Consider the following 15,090-nt stretch of genomic DNA (forward strand, 5'->3'; position numbering starts at 1 on the left):
TATATCGACTCCCCCAGTGTATATCGACCCACCCAGTGTATATCGGTATGTCTTCGGGATGGAGTTCCCTGCAGGGGCATGCAGCAACAACGTCTGAGGGGGCGGCCGCAGCCACCCCCTCAGCATCCTGACTCACGAGCATCAAGCCGCACGAGCATCATGTCGTACGAGGACCATGTCTCGCGCTCAGTGCTCGACGGCCTCCTCGGCGCCGAACCCGGTGTGGGCGCGAACGTCCATCTCCGCTGCCAGCTCGGGGCTCTCGACTGTCTTGTCGGTGATCGACGCGATCCAGCCGAGGAGGAAGCCGAGCGGAATCGAGATGATTCCGGGATTCGACAGTGGGAAGAGCACGAAGTCTGCTCCAGGGATCATCGCTGTCTCGGAACCGGAGACGACCGGCGAGAACGCGATCAGCAGGATCGCCGATCCCAGACCGCCGTAGATCGACCACACCGCACCGCGAGTGGTGAAGCGCTTCCAGAACAGCGAGTAGACGATCGTCGGCAGGTTCGCGCTGGCCGCGACTGCGAAGGCGAGCGCCACGAGGAATGCGATGTTCTGCCCTTGCACTCCGATGCCGCCGATGATCGCCACGGCACCGATGACGATGACCGTGCGACGCGCGATCTTGACTTCGGCATCGGGATCTTCGACCTTGCCCTTCTTGATCACGCTCGCATAGATGTCGTGAGCGAAGGACGCTGCCGCGGTGATCGCGAGACCGGCGACCACAGCGAGGATCGTCGCGAAGGCCACTGCCGAGATGAAGCCCATGAGCACGGGCCCGCCTAGGTGGAGCGCCAGCAGCGGTGCCGCCGAATTCACTCCGCCCGGTGCGTTCTCAATCGCATCGGCACCCACGAGTGCTGCCGCACCGTATCCGAGGATCAGGGTGAACAGGTAGAACGCACCGATGAGCCAGATAGCCCAGACGACCGAACGACGAGCTTCCTTCGCAGAGGGGACCGTGTAGAAGCGCATCAGAACGTGCGGCAGGCCAGCGGTGCCGAGCACCAGGGCCAAGGCCAGGGAGATGAAGTCGAGCGGGTTCTCACCGTACTTCTGACCCGGCTCGAGGATTGCCTCCCCGACGCCCGAGTTGTTGACCGCAGAGGCGAGAAGGGTCGAGAGGTTGAACCCGTTGAGGGCGAGCACCCAGATGGTCATGGCGAAGGCACCGAGGATAAGCAGGACCGCCTTGACGATCTGGACCCAGGTGGTTCCCTTCATGCCTCCGACGAGGACGTAGATGATCATGAGCGCGCCGACGACAGCAACGACCAATGATTGGCCGAGCTTGCCGTCGATACCCATGAGCAATGACACGAGGCCACCGGCTCCGGCCATCTGAGCCAGGAGGTAGAAGAAGCAGACTGCCAGCGTCGACAGCGCTGCGGCCATGCGTACAGGGCGCTGTTTGAGACGGAAGGACAGCACGTCGGCCATCGTGAACTTGCCGGTGTTGCGCATCAGCTCTGCGACGATGAGCAGGGCGACGAGCCAGGCGACAAGGAAGCCGATGGAGTACAGGAAGCCGTCGTAGCCGTTGACCGCGATGGCGCCGCAGATGCCCAAGAACGAAGCCGCAGACAGGTAGTCACCTGAGATCGCGAATCCGTTCTGCGGGCCCGTGAAGGACCTGCCGCCCGCGTAGTAGTCGGAAGCCGACTTATTGTTCTTGCTGGCCCGCAGGACGATGAACATCGTCACCGCGACGAAGGCGGCGAAGATCGTGATGTTGAGGATCGGGTTGTTCTCGACCTCGGTCACGCCTTGGGACACTTTGTCGAGACTGGAAGCGAAGAGGTCTCCTATGGCGACTGTGCTCATGGGGTGGTTCCTTCCGACTGCTGCTGGAGGCGTTCACGGATCGCCGAGGCCGGCGGATCGAGCTTCTTGTTCGCGAACGAGACATAGAACATCGTGATCGCGAAGGTCGTCACGAACTGCAGGAGCCCGAGGATCAGCCCGAGGTTGATCTCACCGATGACCTTCGTGGACATGAAATCGTGCGCGTAGGTGCTCAGGATGACGTAGAGGAAGTACCACGCCATGAATCCGATCGACAGTGGTATCACCACCGAGAACCTTTTGCGCTTAAGTGCTTTGAATTCGGGATTCTCCTCTTCGACGAGGAAATCGACCCGAGTACTCACGGGATCGGTCATTGCTTCTCCATTCGAAACGTGCGTCGAGCATCAGTGGTCTGAATCACACAACTTTAAACTAACGGTCAGTTGGCGCTGGGGAATACCACCGAAAGTTGGTAGCTTGTTCACATGAATGCCAAAACCAGAGAATCTCGGGCGCTGAAGGCCGAGACTCGCCGACTCTTCATCGAAGCCATCGACTCTCTGCACCGCAGCGGGACCGGTGATGTGGTCTTCGGCGGAACGGTCGACGAGGGCGAGGTCACCGTCGAGGCGGTGGCCGGAGGCGGCAAGGACCGCCTATCCTCGCTCATCGTCAGCACCGGACGCGGGCTCGGTGGGCGTGCGCTCACCGAAGGCACTCCCCAGCTGACGAAGGACTACGGACTCGACCCCTTCATCACCCATCACTACGACGAAGAGATCCTCGGCGAGGGAATCAAGGTGCTCATCGCCGTCCCGACGCTGCGCGGCGGTGACGTCACGGGCATGATCTACTGCGGTCATCGCACAAACTACAACTCTGCGGCGCCGCAGACGAGCGACCTGGTCAAACGTGTCCGGCAGCTGTCAGTGGATCTGGGTCGGCTCGGTCGGCCCCCACAACCCGAGGAACCGGCAGAACCCGAGCGCCTTTACTCCGATCTCGAGTCCTCGAGCAGGGAAGCTCTGCGCCGCACCTATGCGGAACTGCGCTCGATCCGTTCAGGCGTCGACGAGAACGAGATGCGCCAGAGACTGACCGTCGTGGAGAACCGCCTGGCCGACATCCTCTCCGGCCACAATTCGGATCTGTTCCCGAACCCGACACCCACTGTCAGCCTCTCCCCCAGGGAAACCGACATTCTCTCGCATGTGGCATTGGGATGGTCGAATGTCCGGATCGCCGAGGGGCTGGGACTGCGGGAGTCGACCGTGAAGTCCTACCTGAATACGGCCATGGTCAAACTTTCGGCCGGCACCCGGCATGAGGCAGTGTCCATCGCACGCTCGGCCGGGGCCCTTCCCTGATTCGGACAGCCCTGGTGACCCGGGCTGCCGGGTCGGCCTTGGCTATCAGCCGTTGATGACTTCGGAGTTCTCCTTCTCCATTTCAAGGGACCGGTCACTTGCGGCCTGGGCAGCCGCCTCGGCGATATCGAAGAGCCCTGCGTCGATGAAGGTCTGCAGTCCGGCGAGTGTGGTGCCACCCTTGCTGCTCACTGCCTGACGCTGTGCGCTCGGGTCCGGCTTCTCGCTCAGGAGTCGGCCTGCTCCGTCCGCAGTGGCCACGACCATCTGCTTGGCCGTCTCCTCGCTCAGTCCCATCTTCACACCGGCGGCGATCATCGTCTCGGCCAGGAGGAAGAAGTAGGCCACTCCGGAGCCGGAGATTCCGGTCATGGCGGGGATCTCGGATTCGTCCAGTTCCACGACGAGTCCGGCTCCTGACAGCAGAGTCCGCAGTGTGTCCACTGTGGTCCCGTCCACCTCGGTGGAGGGGGCGAGGGCGATGACTCCGTGTCCGATGGAGCTGGGGGTGTTGGGCATGATCCGCACGATCGGGTTCTTCGGCGCCAGCGTGGCCAGATCGTCCATGGCGACACCGGCGGCCATCGAGACGAGGACGGTCTCCGCATCCAGGCTCGGGGCGAGCTCGCGCAGCGTGTCGGCCATCATCCACGGTTTGACTCCGAGGAAGACGAAGTCCGCCCCTGCAGCGGCCTTCTGGTTGGCCTCGGCATCGTCTTCCAACGAGATGATGGTCGCGCTCGGGAGCTCCGCAGCGAGTCGTTTCGCCGAGGCGGCCGAATTGGTCGTCGCTCGAACCTCGAGCTTCTCCTCGGCGCTCAGGATTCCCTTGATCAGTGCCGAGCCCATGTTTCCCGTGCCGATGGAGGCGATGGTGGTCAAATCAGACCTGCCTTTCTGTGGTGGTTCAGTCGGTGTGCGTGCTGTGTTCAGGTGTTCGACTGTCTCTCGCTCGTGCGCTGCTCACTGGTGCGCACGTGGCTCGAGGCATTGCGGTGGCGGTCCTCGGTCTCAAGGCCGAGGTGGGTGCGGGCGAAGGCAAGGGAGTCGGCGAGCATCTGCTCTCGAGTGGACTTCTTCGTCACGAAGCGTGTATTGACTTCGACGACGACGTCGCCGGACCAGTTGCGTTTGGCCAGGAGCTGCAGGGTTTCGGCCACGGGCATGGTGCCGGCGCCGGGGATCAGATGTTCGTCCTTGAGGGATCCGGAGCCGTCGGTGAGATGGACGTGGCGGAGTTTGTCGAAGATCTCCGACACGGTCTCGACAGCGTTCATGCCGGCCGTCGAGGCATGGGAGAAGTCGAAGGTGAGGGCATCGTAGTCCTCGTCGAGGGGGTTCCAGTCGGGATAGTAGACGAGGACCTCGCGCACGCCTGCGCGCCAGGGGTACATGTTCTCCACGGCGAGGACGACTCCGGTCTCCTCCGACACCTGCCGCACACCGTCGACGAAGCCCAGCGCGTACTCCCCCTGCCACCGAAACGGCGGATGCAGGACCACAGTCTTGGCACCGACCTCCTTGGCGAGGTTCGCAGTGATGCGCAGCTTCTCCCAGTGGTCCTTGTGCAGGACGCGAGGCAGGAAGAGCAGGGTCGGTGCGTGCAGGGACATGACTTCGAGTCCGGTCTCCGCGGCCAGGCCGTTGATGAGGTCGACGTCGCGGGTTTCGGCATTGTGGGTGACCATGATCTCGACACCGTCGTAGCCGAGTTCGGCTGCTTGGGAGAAGGTCTCGGCAACGGTCATCGGCGACACCGAGGAGCTGGAGAGTCCGATCCGGATCTGGTGGTCCGAACTGTGCTGGGTCTCGTGGTCGTAGACCTGATGACTGTCGAAGTACTCACGGTGCCGTCGCGAATTGGACCGCGCGGAATTCTTTGCGGTGTAGACCTTACGTGCTGACTTCGACCGTTTCGCCCTGCTCATCTCACCCAGTTTAGTCCTCGAAGATTCCATATTCCCTCAGAAAGCATATGCCCTGAAGTCGCGAGGCCGGATCAGTAGTTGATTTTCGAGTTCGCCGTGCTTGCGTCGACAATGCGCTCTATGCCAAACACGGCTGGCACCGCACAGAGATCACCCACGTCCTCGACGCAGTGTCCCCGGCGGTGCCAGAGCGCATGTTCACGATCAACCTCGGCTGAGGCCCACCTCGGCGAGGGCCGGCCTCGGCCGGATGTCAGCCTTGGAGGGCTTCGACGTCCTCGTCGACCCAGTTCTTCGACTTCTCGACTGCCTTGTTCCACAGTCGGTAGGCGCGAGCGACCGTGTCCTCGTCCATCGACGGCAGCCAGCGCTTGTCCTCACGCCAGTTGCTCTTCACGTCCTCCTCGCCGTTCCAGAACTTCACGGCGATGCCTGCGGCGTAGGCCGCACCCAGAGCCGTGGTCTCGACGACCTCGGGGCGGATGACGGGCACGCCGAGGAGGTCGGCCTGGAACTGCATGAGCGTTTCGTTGGCGACCATGCCGCCATCGACCTTGAGCTCGGTGAGTTTGACTCCCGAATCGAGGTCCATCGCATCGAGGACCTCGCGGGATTGGAATGCCACCGATTCGAGAGCCGCCCGGGCGATGTGGTTCTTATTGACGAAGCGTGTCAGTCCCACCATCACTCCGCGTGCGTCAGACTCCCAGTGCGGGGCGAAGAGTCCCGAGAAAGCCGGCACGATGTAGCAGCCGCCGTTGTCGTCGACCTGTTTCGCGAGTGTCTCGACCTCGGGGGCCTCGGAGATGATGCCGAAGTTGTCGCGCAACCACTGCACGAGGGAACCAGTCACGGCCACGGAGCCTTCGAGTGCGTAGACGGCCGCGTTGTCGCCGATCTTGTAGGCGACAGTCGTCAGCAGTCCGTTCTTGCTGGCCACGGGCTCGTTGCCGGTGTTGATGAGCATGAAGTTGCCGGTGCCGTAGGTGTTCTTGGCCTGGCCCTTCTCAAAGCACGCCTGACCGAAGGTCGCCGCCTGCTGGTCGCCGACGATGCCGCAGATCGGAGTGTCGATGATGAGGCCGTTCTTGGCGCCGTAGCCGTAGACCTCCGAACAGGACTTGATCTCTGGGAGCATCGCGACAGGAATGCCCATGTCGCCGGCGATCTCCTCGTTCCAGTCGAGGCTCTTGATGTTCATGAGCATCGTGCGCGAGGCGTTCGTGACGTCGGTGACGTGGACTCCGCCGTTGACGCCGCCGGTGAGGTTCCAGAGAACCCAGGTGTCCATGGTGCCGAAGAGCAGTTCGCCGGCTTCAGCAGACTCCTTGACGCCCTCGACGTTGTCGAAGACCCACTTGGCCTTCGGTCCCGCGAAGTACGTCGCCAGGGGCAGGCCGACGCGCTCCTTGTACTTGTCGGGCCCTTCGTCTCCGGCGAGTTCATCGCAGATCTTCTGGGTCCGTGTGTCCTGCCAGACGATCGCGTTGTAGACGGGCTTGCCGGTGTTCTTGTTCCAGATGACCGTGGTCTCACGCTGATTCGTGATGCCCACACCCTCGAGCTGGTGGCGGTTGATGCCGGCGCGGGTCAGAGCCTGACCGATCGCCTCGTTCGTGTTCCTGATGATCTCCAACGGGTCGTGTTCGACCCAGCCGGCCCGCGGGAAGATCTGCTCGTGCTCAAGCTGGCCCGAGGACACGATCTGTCCGTCGTGGTTGAAGACGATGGCCCGCGACGAGGTGGTGCCCTGGTCGATGGCGAGGATGAATTTTTCCTGACTCATGCTGACTCCTATGGCGATGTGATGCTGTGGATTGCTGGTGACTCAGACGAAGGTTCGACCGGCTCAGACGGCGGTTCGCTGTCTCAGACGGCGGTTCGCTGTCTCAGACGAAGGCCCGGGAGAGCAGTCCGGCGATGATGGCGCCGACAAGTGGTCCTGCGATCGGCACCCACGAGTACGCCCAGTCCGATTTGCCCTTGTTCGGGATCGGCAGCAGGGCGTGGACGATGCGGGGTCCGAGGTCACGGGCCGGGTTGATCGCGTAGCCCGTGGGACCGCCCAAGGAGGCGCCGATGGCGACGACGAGGAGACCGACGGCCAGTGGTCCCAGCTTGTCCGGGGTTCCGCCGAAGAGCAGGATGACGAACACGAGGACGAATGTGGCGATGACCTCGGTGACGAAGTTCCAGCCGTAGCTGCGGATCTCAGGACCGGTCGAGAAGGTGCCGAGGATGTTGCCGGCGTCCTTCTCCTCGTCGTAGTGCTTCTTGTACACGGCCCAGGCGAGGACCGCACCGATCATGGCACCGATCATCTCGGCCGCAAGGTAGGCGACGGTGTTGACGAAGTTGACCGGAATGCCGTCCGCGTATTCCGCAGCTCCGCTCGACATGATGCCGAAGGTCACTGCCGGGTTGAGGTGCGCTCCGGTCTTGAAGGCGACGAAGACACCGGCGAAGACTGCCAGGCCCCATCCGAACGAGATGAGGAGCCAGCCTCCCCCGTTGCCTTTGGTCTTGCCCAAAACCACATTGGCGACGACACCGACGCCGAGCAGCATGAGCATCGCCGTTCCGCCGATCTCATAGAGGAAGATAGTACCCATATTTCACAAACTCCTATGTTTGTCCTGCTTAGCGGATTTACGGTTTCAGTGTCTCCTCGACGAGTGCCGCAGCGGACACATCGTCGTGGGTGGATTCGGCGGCGATCTGTGCGTCGACGTGAGCATTGAAGTCGGCGATCTCCTTCGCTTCCCGCTCATCGTCCCAACTCAGGATAGGCGCCACGATGGCGGCGACCGCCTCGGCGGCGCTCTTGCCTCGGTCCCTGACCTCATAGTTGAGGCGCATTCGGCGCTCGAGGATATCGCCGAGGTGGACGGCACCTTCCGAGGTCGCCGCATAGTGGGCCTCTGCGCGCAGGTAGCGCTGCGCGCCAGGGAGTGGGCGCCCGAGTTCGGGGTCCTCGTCGACGAGGTCGAGGATGTCCTCAAGCAGGGTGCCGTAGCGGCGGATGAGTCTCTTCACCCGGTCCTCGTCCCAGCCGTACTTCTCGGCGATGCCTGCCTGACCTCGTCTCACTGCGCCGACGCCTTGGGCGCCGAGCAGCGGGACCGATTCGGTCAGTGAGCGCCGATCCTTCGCATCGTCGCCGAGGACGAAGTCGACGGCGTCCTCGGCCATCACCCGGTAGGTCGTGAACTTTCCGCCGGCGATCGCGGCGAGTGCGGGTTCGATCTCCATCACCGTGTGCTCGCGCGATACCTTCGTCGAGGCCTGGCCCTCCTTGACCACGGGCTGAAGCAGAGGTCGGAGTCCGGAGTAGACGCCGATGACGTCGTTGCGGGTGAGCTTCTCGGTCAGGATCGCGTTCGCGTGCTTGAGCAGATAGTCGATGTCGTCGGAGTTGGCCACCGGAGAGTCGACGTCCTGGTCCCACGGGGTGTCCGTGGTGCCGATGACCCAGTAGCCCTCCCACGGGATCACGAAGAGCACGGACTTCTCCGTCTTCGAGATGATGCCGGTGTCTGGGTCGGCCCTGATCTTGTCCTGGTCGACGGTAATGTGCACGCCCTTGGACGCGAGCACCTGGAGGCCTGCGTCGGCCTTGGCCAGGTCCTGCTGCTCCTCGGTCCAGACTCCCCCGGCGAGGATTGTGCGGCGGGCGTGGATGTCGAACTCGCGTCCGGTCATCTCATCGCGGGCTCGGACGCCGGAGACTCGTTCTCCGTCGTGGAGGTAGTCGATGACGGAGACATGGTTGGCCGCGGCGGCGCCGTAGCCCACAGCTGAGCGGATGAGCGTCATGACGAAGCGGGCGTCGTCGACCTTCGCATCGTAGTATTCGAGGGCACCGACAGCGGCATCATCGGCCAGGCCGGGGAAATGCGAGGTCAGTGCCTTCTTGCCCAGATGCCGATGCAGGGGCAGAGCGCGTTTGCGACCGGGGCGGGTGGCCATGGTGTCGTAGAGCAGAACGCCGGATCCGATGAATGCCCGGTCGATGAGGCGATGTTCGAAGGGGAAGACGAAGGCGACGGGCTCAACCAGGTGGGGCGCCGTGTGCTGGAGGAGGAGGTCGCGTTCCTTCAGCGCCTCGGCCACGAGCTTGAAGTCGAGCATCTCGAGGTAGCGCAGTCCACCGTGCATGAGCTTCGAGGACCGCGACGACGTGCCCGAGGCCCAGTCCTTGGCATCGACGACCCCGACCTTCAGTCCGCGGGTGGCGGCATCGAATGCAGAGCCGGCTCCGGTGACGCCGCCGCCGACGACGAAGACGTCCAGCGGATTGTCGGGAGTGGTGTTCTCGAGGGTGTGCAGGGCTTCATCGCGGAACGATGGGGACAGCTCGCCATTTCGCATTGACAGTTCTTTTCCTTCTCCGAGCGTGTGTGTTCCCACCATTATCACGCCCCGAACTGTGGGTTCGGGTCGTGTGCGGCAGTTAGGAAAAATCTAACAGGCAATGCGCAGAAGGGAAACATAACGACCAGAAGCGTAACCCCTCAGACCAGTTCCACCCGCATCGCCGAGGAGGTCTCCGCGGAATCGAGCAGGTCGAGTTTGCGCATGATGATCCCTTCCCGCAGTGCCCATGGGGAGATGCTCATGACGTTGACGTCGAAGATGGCGAAGGCCGCGTCGGCGACGATGGCGCCCGCGAGGATCTGTCCGGCCCGAGCCTGGGAGACTCCGGGCAGCGTCGCGCGCTCTTCGGGGGTCCGGGAGGACAGTGTTTCGATGATTCCGGCGAGGTCACGGCGGAAGAGTTTGCGTGGCGCGTAGATGCCGTCGCCGCTGGGCGCCGCGCCGGCGATCCGAGCCAGCGAACGGAAGGTCTTCGATGACCCGACCACCTGATCGGCGGTGCCGACTCGGTTGATCTTGCCGGCGATGCGACCGATCTGGGACCGCGCATATTTCTGCAGGCTGTGGATGTCATCGGCACTGGGCAGTGGATCAGGGAGGAAATCGGAATAGGTGCGACCAGCGCCCAAGGGCACTGACACGGCCGCTTCCGGGTATTCGTCCTGACCGGCCGCGATTTCAAGGGAGCCGCCGCCGATGTCGAGCAGCAGGATCTTGCCCGCCGACCAGCCGAACCAGCGCCTGACTGCGAGAAAAGTCACCCGTGCTTCGTCCTTGCCGGACATCACGTTGAGGGTCACGCCGAGTTGAGCATTGATGGCATCGATGAGCTCGGTACCGTTCGGGGCATCTCTGACCGCCGAGGTGGCGAACGCCAGGATCTGTTCCGATCCTTGGTCTTCGGCGATCTCCACCGCCTCGGCGATGAAGTTGTGCAGTCGTTCCTGACCTGCGGCATCGATCATCCCGTCATCGCCTAAGTACTCGGCGAGGCGCAGGATCTCTTTGTGGGAGGTGGCAGGCAAGGGAGGGGCTCCGACGTGAGCGTCGACCACGAGGAGGTGGACGCTGTTGGACCCGATATCGAGGACTGCTAGGCGCATTCGATCAGTTTAACCACTGTTTACGGCTTTTCCGGTGCCGAGCTCCTAGGTATCGACCCCTCGGCCCAGTCCGTGCCCCGGAAGCCGAACTCGGGCGGGCGCTTCGCGAAGAACGCCTCCTGTCCGCGGGCGATCTCATCCTGGTAGGCCTCGTCGAGCCACTGTGGTGGGTTGAACGCGGTGTCTGCATCCGGAGTGCCGGCGGTCTCCATGAGGTCTCCGGCGAGGACTGCCTTCGAGCCGATCTGCGACAGACGCGAGAGTCCGACGATCTTCTCCCCCATCGCCTGTGCCGACTCCAGCGGAGCCTCGGAGACCTCGTGGAAGAAGCCGAGCTCACGCATCTGGTCGAACTTGACGATCGAGGCAGTGACCAGCAGATACCTGGCCCAGGAGTCACCGAGCACGGTGGCCAGGCGGCGGGTTGGACCCGGTGGGTAGACGAGGCCGAGCTTCGCAGCCGTGACGCCGAAGATCGAGCCGGGGGCCGAGATGCGGATGTCGCAGGCGGCCGCGATCTCGGTGCCCCCGCCCACGCAGTTGCCGGTGATGGCCGCGATCGTCGTGGTACGGGCATTGGCCACAGCCGCCTCGGCGGTCGAATTGAGTTCCCAGAAGTCGGCGAGGGCGACGTTGAGGTCCGCAATGTCGGACCCGGCGGAGAAGTGCCCGGCCGCGCCCGTGATCACCAGTGCCCCGATCGAGTCATCGGCGTCGATGCCGGCGATGATCTCCGGCAGGGCCCGCCACATCGGACGGGAGATGGCGTTGCGTTTTTCGGGCCGATCAATGACGAGGGTTCCGACTCCACCTGTGACGGTGAAGTCGAAACCCTCGAGATCGACCGGACGGTATGTGCCGTCAACGGTCATGTTTATCGCCTTTCAGCTGTGGCGCTTCAGCCCCGGTTTTCGGGGACCTCGCGCTGCTCGTGACCGTCGTAGGCGCTCAGCGGACGGATCAGAGCGTTGTTGGCCTGCTGTTCCATGATGTGAGCGGTCCAGCCGGTGATGCGGGCCATGACGAAGATCGGGGTGAACTGATCGGTATCGAAGCCCATCAGGTGGTACGCGGGACCTGATGGGTAGTCGAGGTTCGGGTAGATGCCCTTGCGTGAGACGAAGTCCTCTTCGAAGGCGTTGTAGAGATCGAGGAGATCGGTTGCGCCCTTCGCCGCAACCATGTTCTCGAAGGCCTTGCGCATGGTCGGAACGCGCGAGTCGCCGTTCTTGTAGACACGGTGTCCGAAGCCCATGATCTTGGCCTTCTTCGCCAGGGCGTCGTCGATCCACGCCGATGCCTTGTCGGCGGTGCCGACCTCTTCGAGCATCGCCATGACGGCCTCATTGGCACCGCCGTGCAGGGGGCCTTTGAGGGCGCCGATGCCACCGGCGACTGCCGAGTACAGGTCGGCCGTCGTCGAGGTGATGACGCGGGTGGTGAACGTCGACGCGTTGAACGAGTGCTCCGCGTAGAGGATCATCGAGATGTCGAAGCAGCGCACGACCGCCTCGTCGGGAACCTCATCGAAGACCATCTTGAAGAAGTTCGCGGCGTAGTCGAGGTCCTCGGTCGGAGCGACCGGGTCGAGGCCATGGCGGCGACGGTGGTCGATGGCCACGATCGTCGGCAGCTGGGCGTAGAGACGCTCGGCCTTAGCCAGGTTGGCCTCTTCGCCTTCGACGTCTGCGTCAGGATCGACGGCGCCGAGGTAGGACACGGCCGTCTGCACCACGTGCATCGGGTGGCAGTCCTTGGGCAGGTCGAGGATGAGCTGGATCAGCTTGTCATCGACGGTGCGCTGTGAGCGCTCGCGGGCCTTGAACTCGTCGAGCTGAGCCTTCGTCGGCAGTTCACCGTTCCAGATCAGGTAGGCGACGTCCTCGAAGTTGCGCTGTGCAGCGAGTTCCTGCACGGGATACCCGCGGTAGGTGAGCGAGTTCGTTTCCTGGACTACCTTCGAAACGGCCGTGGTGTCGACGACGACGCCGGCGAGGCCCTTCTTGATTTCTTCGGTCACTGGTGACCCTCCTGTGAAAAGTTGAATACGGCTGCGTCAAAATCGTTGTACGCAGCGTAGTCGATCGTGTCGTAGAGGTCCGCACGGGTCTGCATTCCCTCGAGCAGGTCCACCTGGGTGCCCTGATCTCGAATGGTCTGCAGGCCCGATTTGATCGCACCCATGGCGAGACGCAGAGTTGTGACCGGGTAGATCACGACTTTGACTCCGACGTTCGCCAACTGCTCGGTCGTGAACAGTTCGCTCTTTCCGAATTCTGTCATGTTCGCCAAAATCGGAACATCCACGCTGCTGGCGAATTTCTCGAACTCGCTCAGGTCGCGCATGGCTTCGGGGAAGATCAGGTCCGCTCCGGCGTCGACGTAGGCCTTCGCACGATCGATCGCCGCGTCGAGGCCTTCGCCTGCACGGGAGTCGGTGCGGGCGCTGATGACGAAGTTCTCATCCCGACGGCCCTTGACAGCGGCGGCGATGCGTTTGCTCATTTCAGCGGCGGTGACAACCTCTTTGCCGTCGAGGTGGCCGCAGCGCTTCGGATTCACCTGATCTTCGAGGTGCATCCCCGAGATTCCTGCGTCTTCGAATTCCTGGATGGTGCGCGCCACGTTCATGGCTTCGCCCCAGCCGGTGTCGGCGTCGATGAAGGTCGGCAGGTTCGTCACCCGGGCGATGTTACGTCCGTGATCGGCCACCTCGGTGAGGGTGGTGAGTCCGATATCCGGCAGGCCCATGGCGGCGGAGAAGGCGCCACCGGAGATGTAGACGCCCTCGAATCCGGTCTGCTCGATGATCTGAGCGTTGATCGGATTGATGGCGCCGGGGAACTGGACGATCTGGTCACCGGCGAGGAGTTCGCGGAACTTTGCGCGGCGCTCGGCCGGCGTTGCGGTTGCCCCCAACATCAGAAGATGCCCTTCGAGCCGGTGTGCTCGAGTCCGTCGACGGTGAAGCTGAGTTCGGCGACACCCTTCGCGTCGAGGTTCTCGAGGTTCTCGGCCAGGTCGATGAAGCGAGTCTGCTCGGCACCGGTGAGGATGCCCTCGGACAGGGTCTTGAACTTCTCGATGTAGTTCGCGCGGGCGAAGGGACGGGCACCGAAGGGGTGCGCGTCGGCCACTGCGATCTCGTCGACCAGGGTCGTTCCGTCCTCGAATTCGATCTCAACGCGGCCGCCGAAGGCCTTCTCATTGGGATCGGTCGAGTGGTAGCGGCGAGTCCATTCCTTGTCCTCGGTGGTCTCGATCTTGTGCCACAGCTTGACGGTCTCAGGACGTCCGGCACGCTCGGGAGCGTAGGAGTGCTCGTGGTGCCAGCCCTGATCCTCCATGGCCACGGCGAAGATGTACATGATCGAGTGGTCGAGGGTCTCGCGGCTGGCCTTGGGATCCATCTTCTGCGGATCGTTCGCGCCGGTGCCGATGACGTTGTGCGTGTGGTGCGAGGTGTGGATGACGATGCGCTTGATCTTCGTCAGGTCTTCGATCTCGCCACCGAGCTTGCGGGCGAGGTCGATGAGCGCCTGGGCCTGGTACTCGGCCGAGTGCTCCTTGGTGTAGGTGTCGAGGATCGCGCGCTTGGCCTCACCTGCACCCGGCAGAGGAATGGTGTAACGAGCCTCGGGGCCCGAGAGGATCCAGGCGATGAAGCCGTCTTCACCTTCATAGATCGGGTTGGGCGCACCCTCACCGCGCATGGCACGGTCGACGGACTCGACGGCCATCTTGCCGGCGAATGCAGGAGCGTGTGCCTTCCACGAGGAGATCTCGCCCTTGCGGGACTGACGTGTCGCGGTGGTCACGTGCAGGGCCTGCTGGATCGCCTGGAAGGTGATTTCGGTGTCGAGGCCGAGCATTGCGCCGATGCCGGCTGCTGCGGATGGGCCGAGGTGGGCGACGTGGTCGATCTTGTGCTCGTGCAGGCACATTCCCTTGACCAGGTCGACCTGGATCTCGTAACCGGTGGCGATGCCGTTGATGAGGTCCTTGCCGCTGATGCCCTTGTGCTGGGCGACTGCAAGGACTGGTGGGATGTTGTCGCCGGGGTGTGAGTATTCGGCGGCGAGGAAGGTGTCATGGAAGTCGAGTTCACGAACCGCGACTCCGTTGGCCCAGGCAGCCCATTCCGGGGAGAAGTGCTCGCCCAGGGGCAGACCGAAGACGGTGGCTCCGGGTGAGTATGGGTGGGTCTGTGCCTGTTCACGGGCGTGCAGCGGGGCCGAACGGCGCACCGAGGCTGCGGCCACCGAGGCGTTGTCGATGACGCGGTTGATCACCATTTCGGTGACCTCTGAGTCCACCGGAGTCGGGTCTGAGGCGACCTCGGCGATCTTCCAGGCGAGTTGGTCTTCGCGAGCCAGGTTCTCTGAGCTCTTGTGCGTGCGGACTTCATGATCGATCATGGTTAACCCCTTCAAACGTCCTTGACCGTTCAGGTCTTCCAGTGGCTGACACAACTGTAGGCTACGTCACGTCACTGTCACGGTCTGGTCAGAATTTTAT

General features: G+C 63.1%; 13 protein-coding genes. 1 reads left to right on the forward strand and 12 read right to left on the reverse strand.

The window, feature by feature from the left end; all coding sequences use genetic code 11:
- Positions 1-186: 186 nt before the first annotated feature.
- Together HU144_RS17105 and HU144_RS17110 are read right to left on the reverse strand one after the other, a co-directional pair.
- The gene (locus HU144_RS17105) at positions 187-1,833 is read right to left on the reverse strand and encodes a solute symporter family protein (RefSeq protein WP_235352316.1); all 1,647 of its coding nucleotides are present in this window, start codon (positions 1,831-1,833) and stop codon (positions 187-189) included.
- Entirely contained in the window at positions 1,830-2,171 is a 342-nt protein-coding gene (locus HU144_RS17110; protein WP_101583976.1) for a DUF485 domain-containing protein, read from the reverse strand. The genes HU144_RS17105 and HU144_RS17110 overlap by 4 nt, the downstream gene beginning before the upstream one ends.
- 111 nt (positions 2,172-2,282) lie before the next feature.
- Here HU144_RS17110 and HU144_RS17115 point away from each other — a divergent pair, with 111 nt between their 5' ends.
- On the forward strand, positions 2,283-3,164 hold the full coding sequence (locus HU144_RS17115) for a LuxR C-terminal-related transcriptional regulator (RefSeq protein WP_235352317.1): 882 nt from the start codon (positions 2,283-2,285) through the stop codon (positions 3,162-3,164).
- 45 nt (positions 3,165-3,209) lie between these two features.
- Here HU144_RS17115 and proC read toward each other — a convergent pair whose 3' ends face one another.
- The 10 genes from proC to HU144_RS17165 form a co-directional block, all read right to left on the reverse strand.
- A complete protein-coding gene (gene proC, locus HU144_RS17120) occupies positions 3,210-4,046 on the reverse strand; it encodes a pyrroline-5-carboxylate reductase (protein WP_235352318.1) in 837 nt (278 codons plus the stop codon).
- Positions 4,047-4,093: 47 nt separating this feature from the next.
- A complete protein-coding gene (locus HU144_RS17125) occupies positions 4,094-5,092 on the reverse strand; it encodes a sugar phosphate isomerase/epimerase family protein (protein WP_235352319.1) in 999 nt (332 codons plus the stop codon).
- A gap of 253 nt (positions 5,093-5,345) precedes the next feature.
- Positions 5,346-6,878, reverse strand: coding sequence for a glycerol kinase GlpK (glpK, locus tag HU144_RS17130; RefSeq protein WP_235352320.1), 1,533 nt, complete (start codon positions 6,876-6,878; stop codon positions 5,346-5,348).
- Between the two features lie 103 nt (positions 6,879-6,981).
- Positions 6,982-7,704 carry an MIP/aquaporin family protein gene (locus HU144_RS17135; protein ID WP_235352321.1) on the reverse strand — a complete coding sequence of 241 codons (723 nt, stop codon included), beginning with the start codon at positions 7,702-7,704 and terminating at the stop codon, positions 6,982-6,984.
- Between the two features lie 37 nt (positions 7,705-7,741).
- Positions 7,742-9,463 (reverse strand): glycerol-3-phosphate dehydrogenase/oxidase, encoded by a 1,722-nt coding sequence (locus tag HU144_RS17140; RefSeq protein WP_235352322.1) that lies wholly within the window; start codon positions 9,461-9,463, stop codon positions 7,742-7,744.
- 143 nt (positions 9,464-9,606) lie between these two features.
- Positions 9,607-10,572, reverse strand: a complete 966-nt coding sequence (locus HU144_RS17145) for a Ppx/GppA phosphatase family protein (protein ID WP_235352323.1) — start codon at positions 10,570-10,572, stop codon at positions 9,607-9,609.
- 20 nt (positions 10,573-10,592) lie between these two features.
- On the reverse strand, positions 10,593-11,444 hold the full coding sequence (locus HU144_RS17150; protein WP_235352324.1) for an enoyl-CoA hydratase/isomerase family protein: 852 nt from the start codon (positions 11,442-11,444) through the stop codon (positions 10,593-10,595).
- A gap of 26 nt (positions 11,445-11,470) precedes the next feature.
- On the reverse strand, positions 11,471-12,592 hold the full coding sequence (locus HU144_RS17155) for a bifunctional 2-methylcitrate synthase/citrate synthase (protein ID WP_235352325.1): 1,122 nt from the start codon (positions 12,590-12,592) through the stop codon (positions 11,471-11,473).
- Entirely contained in the window at positions 12,589-13,494 is a 906-nt protein-coding gene (gene prpB, locus HU144_RS17160) for a methylisocitrate lyase (RefSeq protein ID WP_235352326.1), read from the reverse strand. The genes HU144_RS17155 and prpB overlap by 4 nt, the downstream gene beginning before the upstream one ends.
- Positions 13,494-14,990, reverse strand: coding sequence for an MmgE/PrpD family protein (locus tag HU144_RS17165; RefSeq protein ID WP_235352327.1), 1,497 nt, complete (start codon positions 14,988-14,990; stop codon positions 13,494-13,496). The genes prpB and HU144_RS17165 overlap by 1 nt, the downstream gene beginning before the upstream one ends.
- Positions 14,991-15,090: the final 100 nt, after the last annotated feature.

The sequence above is a fragment of the Brevibacterium sp. UCMA 11752 genome, assembly GCF_021532235.1.
Taxonomy (GTDB): domain Bacteria; phylum Actinomycetota; class Actinomycetes; order Actinomycetales; family Brevibacteriaceae; genus Brevibacterium; species Brevibacterium antiquum.

What these genes read in the sequence shown, in the direction of transcription:
- HU144_RS17105 (WP_235352316.1), bottom strand. Translation starts at nt 1,833, where the DNA reads ATGAGCACAGTCGCCATAGGAGACCTCTTCGCTTCCAGTCTCGACAAA.
- HU144_RS17110 (WP_101583976.1), bottom strand. Translation starts at nt 2,171, where the DNA reads ATGACCGATCCCGTGAGTACTCGGGTCGATTTCCTCGTCGAAGAGGAG.
- HU144_RS17115 (WP_235352317.1), top strand. Translation starts at nt 2,283, where the DNA reads ATGAATGCCAAAACCAGAGAATCTCGGGCGCTGAAGGCCGAGACTCGC.
- HU144_RS17125 (WP_235352319.1), bottom strand. Translation starts at nt 5,092, where the DNA reads ATGAGCAGGGCGAAACGGTCGAAGTCAGCACGTAAGGTCTACACCGCA.
- glpK (WP_235352320.1), bottom strand. Translation starts at nt 6,878, where the DNA reads ATGAGTCAGGAAAAATTCATCCTCGCCATCGACCAGGGCACCACCTCG.
- HU144_RS17135 (WP_235352321.1), bottom strand. Translation starts at nt 7,704, where the DNA reads ATGGGTACTATCTTCCTCTATGAGATCGGCGGAACGGCGATGCTCATG.
- HU144_RS17140 (WP_235352322.1), bottom strand. Translation starts at nt 9,463, where the DNA reads ATGCGAAATGGCGAGCTGTCCCCATCGTTCCGCGATGAAGCCCTGCAC.
- HU144_RS17145 (WP_235352323.1), bottom strand. Translation starts at nt 10,572, where the DNA reads ATGCGCCTAGCAGTCCTCGATATCGGGTCCAACAGCGTCCACCTCCTC.
- HU144_RS17150 (WP_235352324.1), bottom strand. Translation starts at nt 11,444, where the DNA reads ATGACCGTTGACGGCACATACCGTCCGGTCGATCTCGAGGGTTTCGAC.
- prpB (WP_235352326.1), bottom strand. Translation starts at nt 13,494, where the DNA reads ATGTTGGGGGCAACCGCAACGCCGGCCGAGCGCCGCGCAAAGTTCCGC.
- HU144_RS17165 (WP_235352327.1), bottom strand. Translation starts at nt 14,990, where the DNA reads ATGATCGATCATGAAGTCCGCACGCACAAGAGCTCAGAGAACCTGGCT.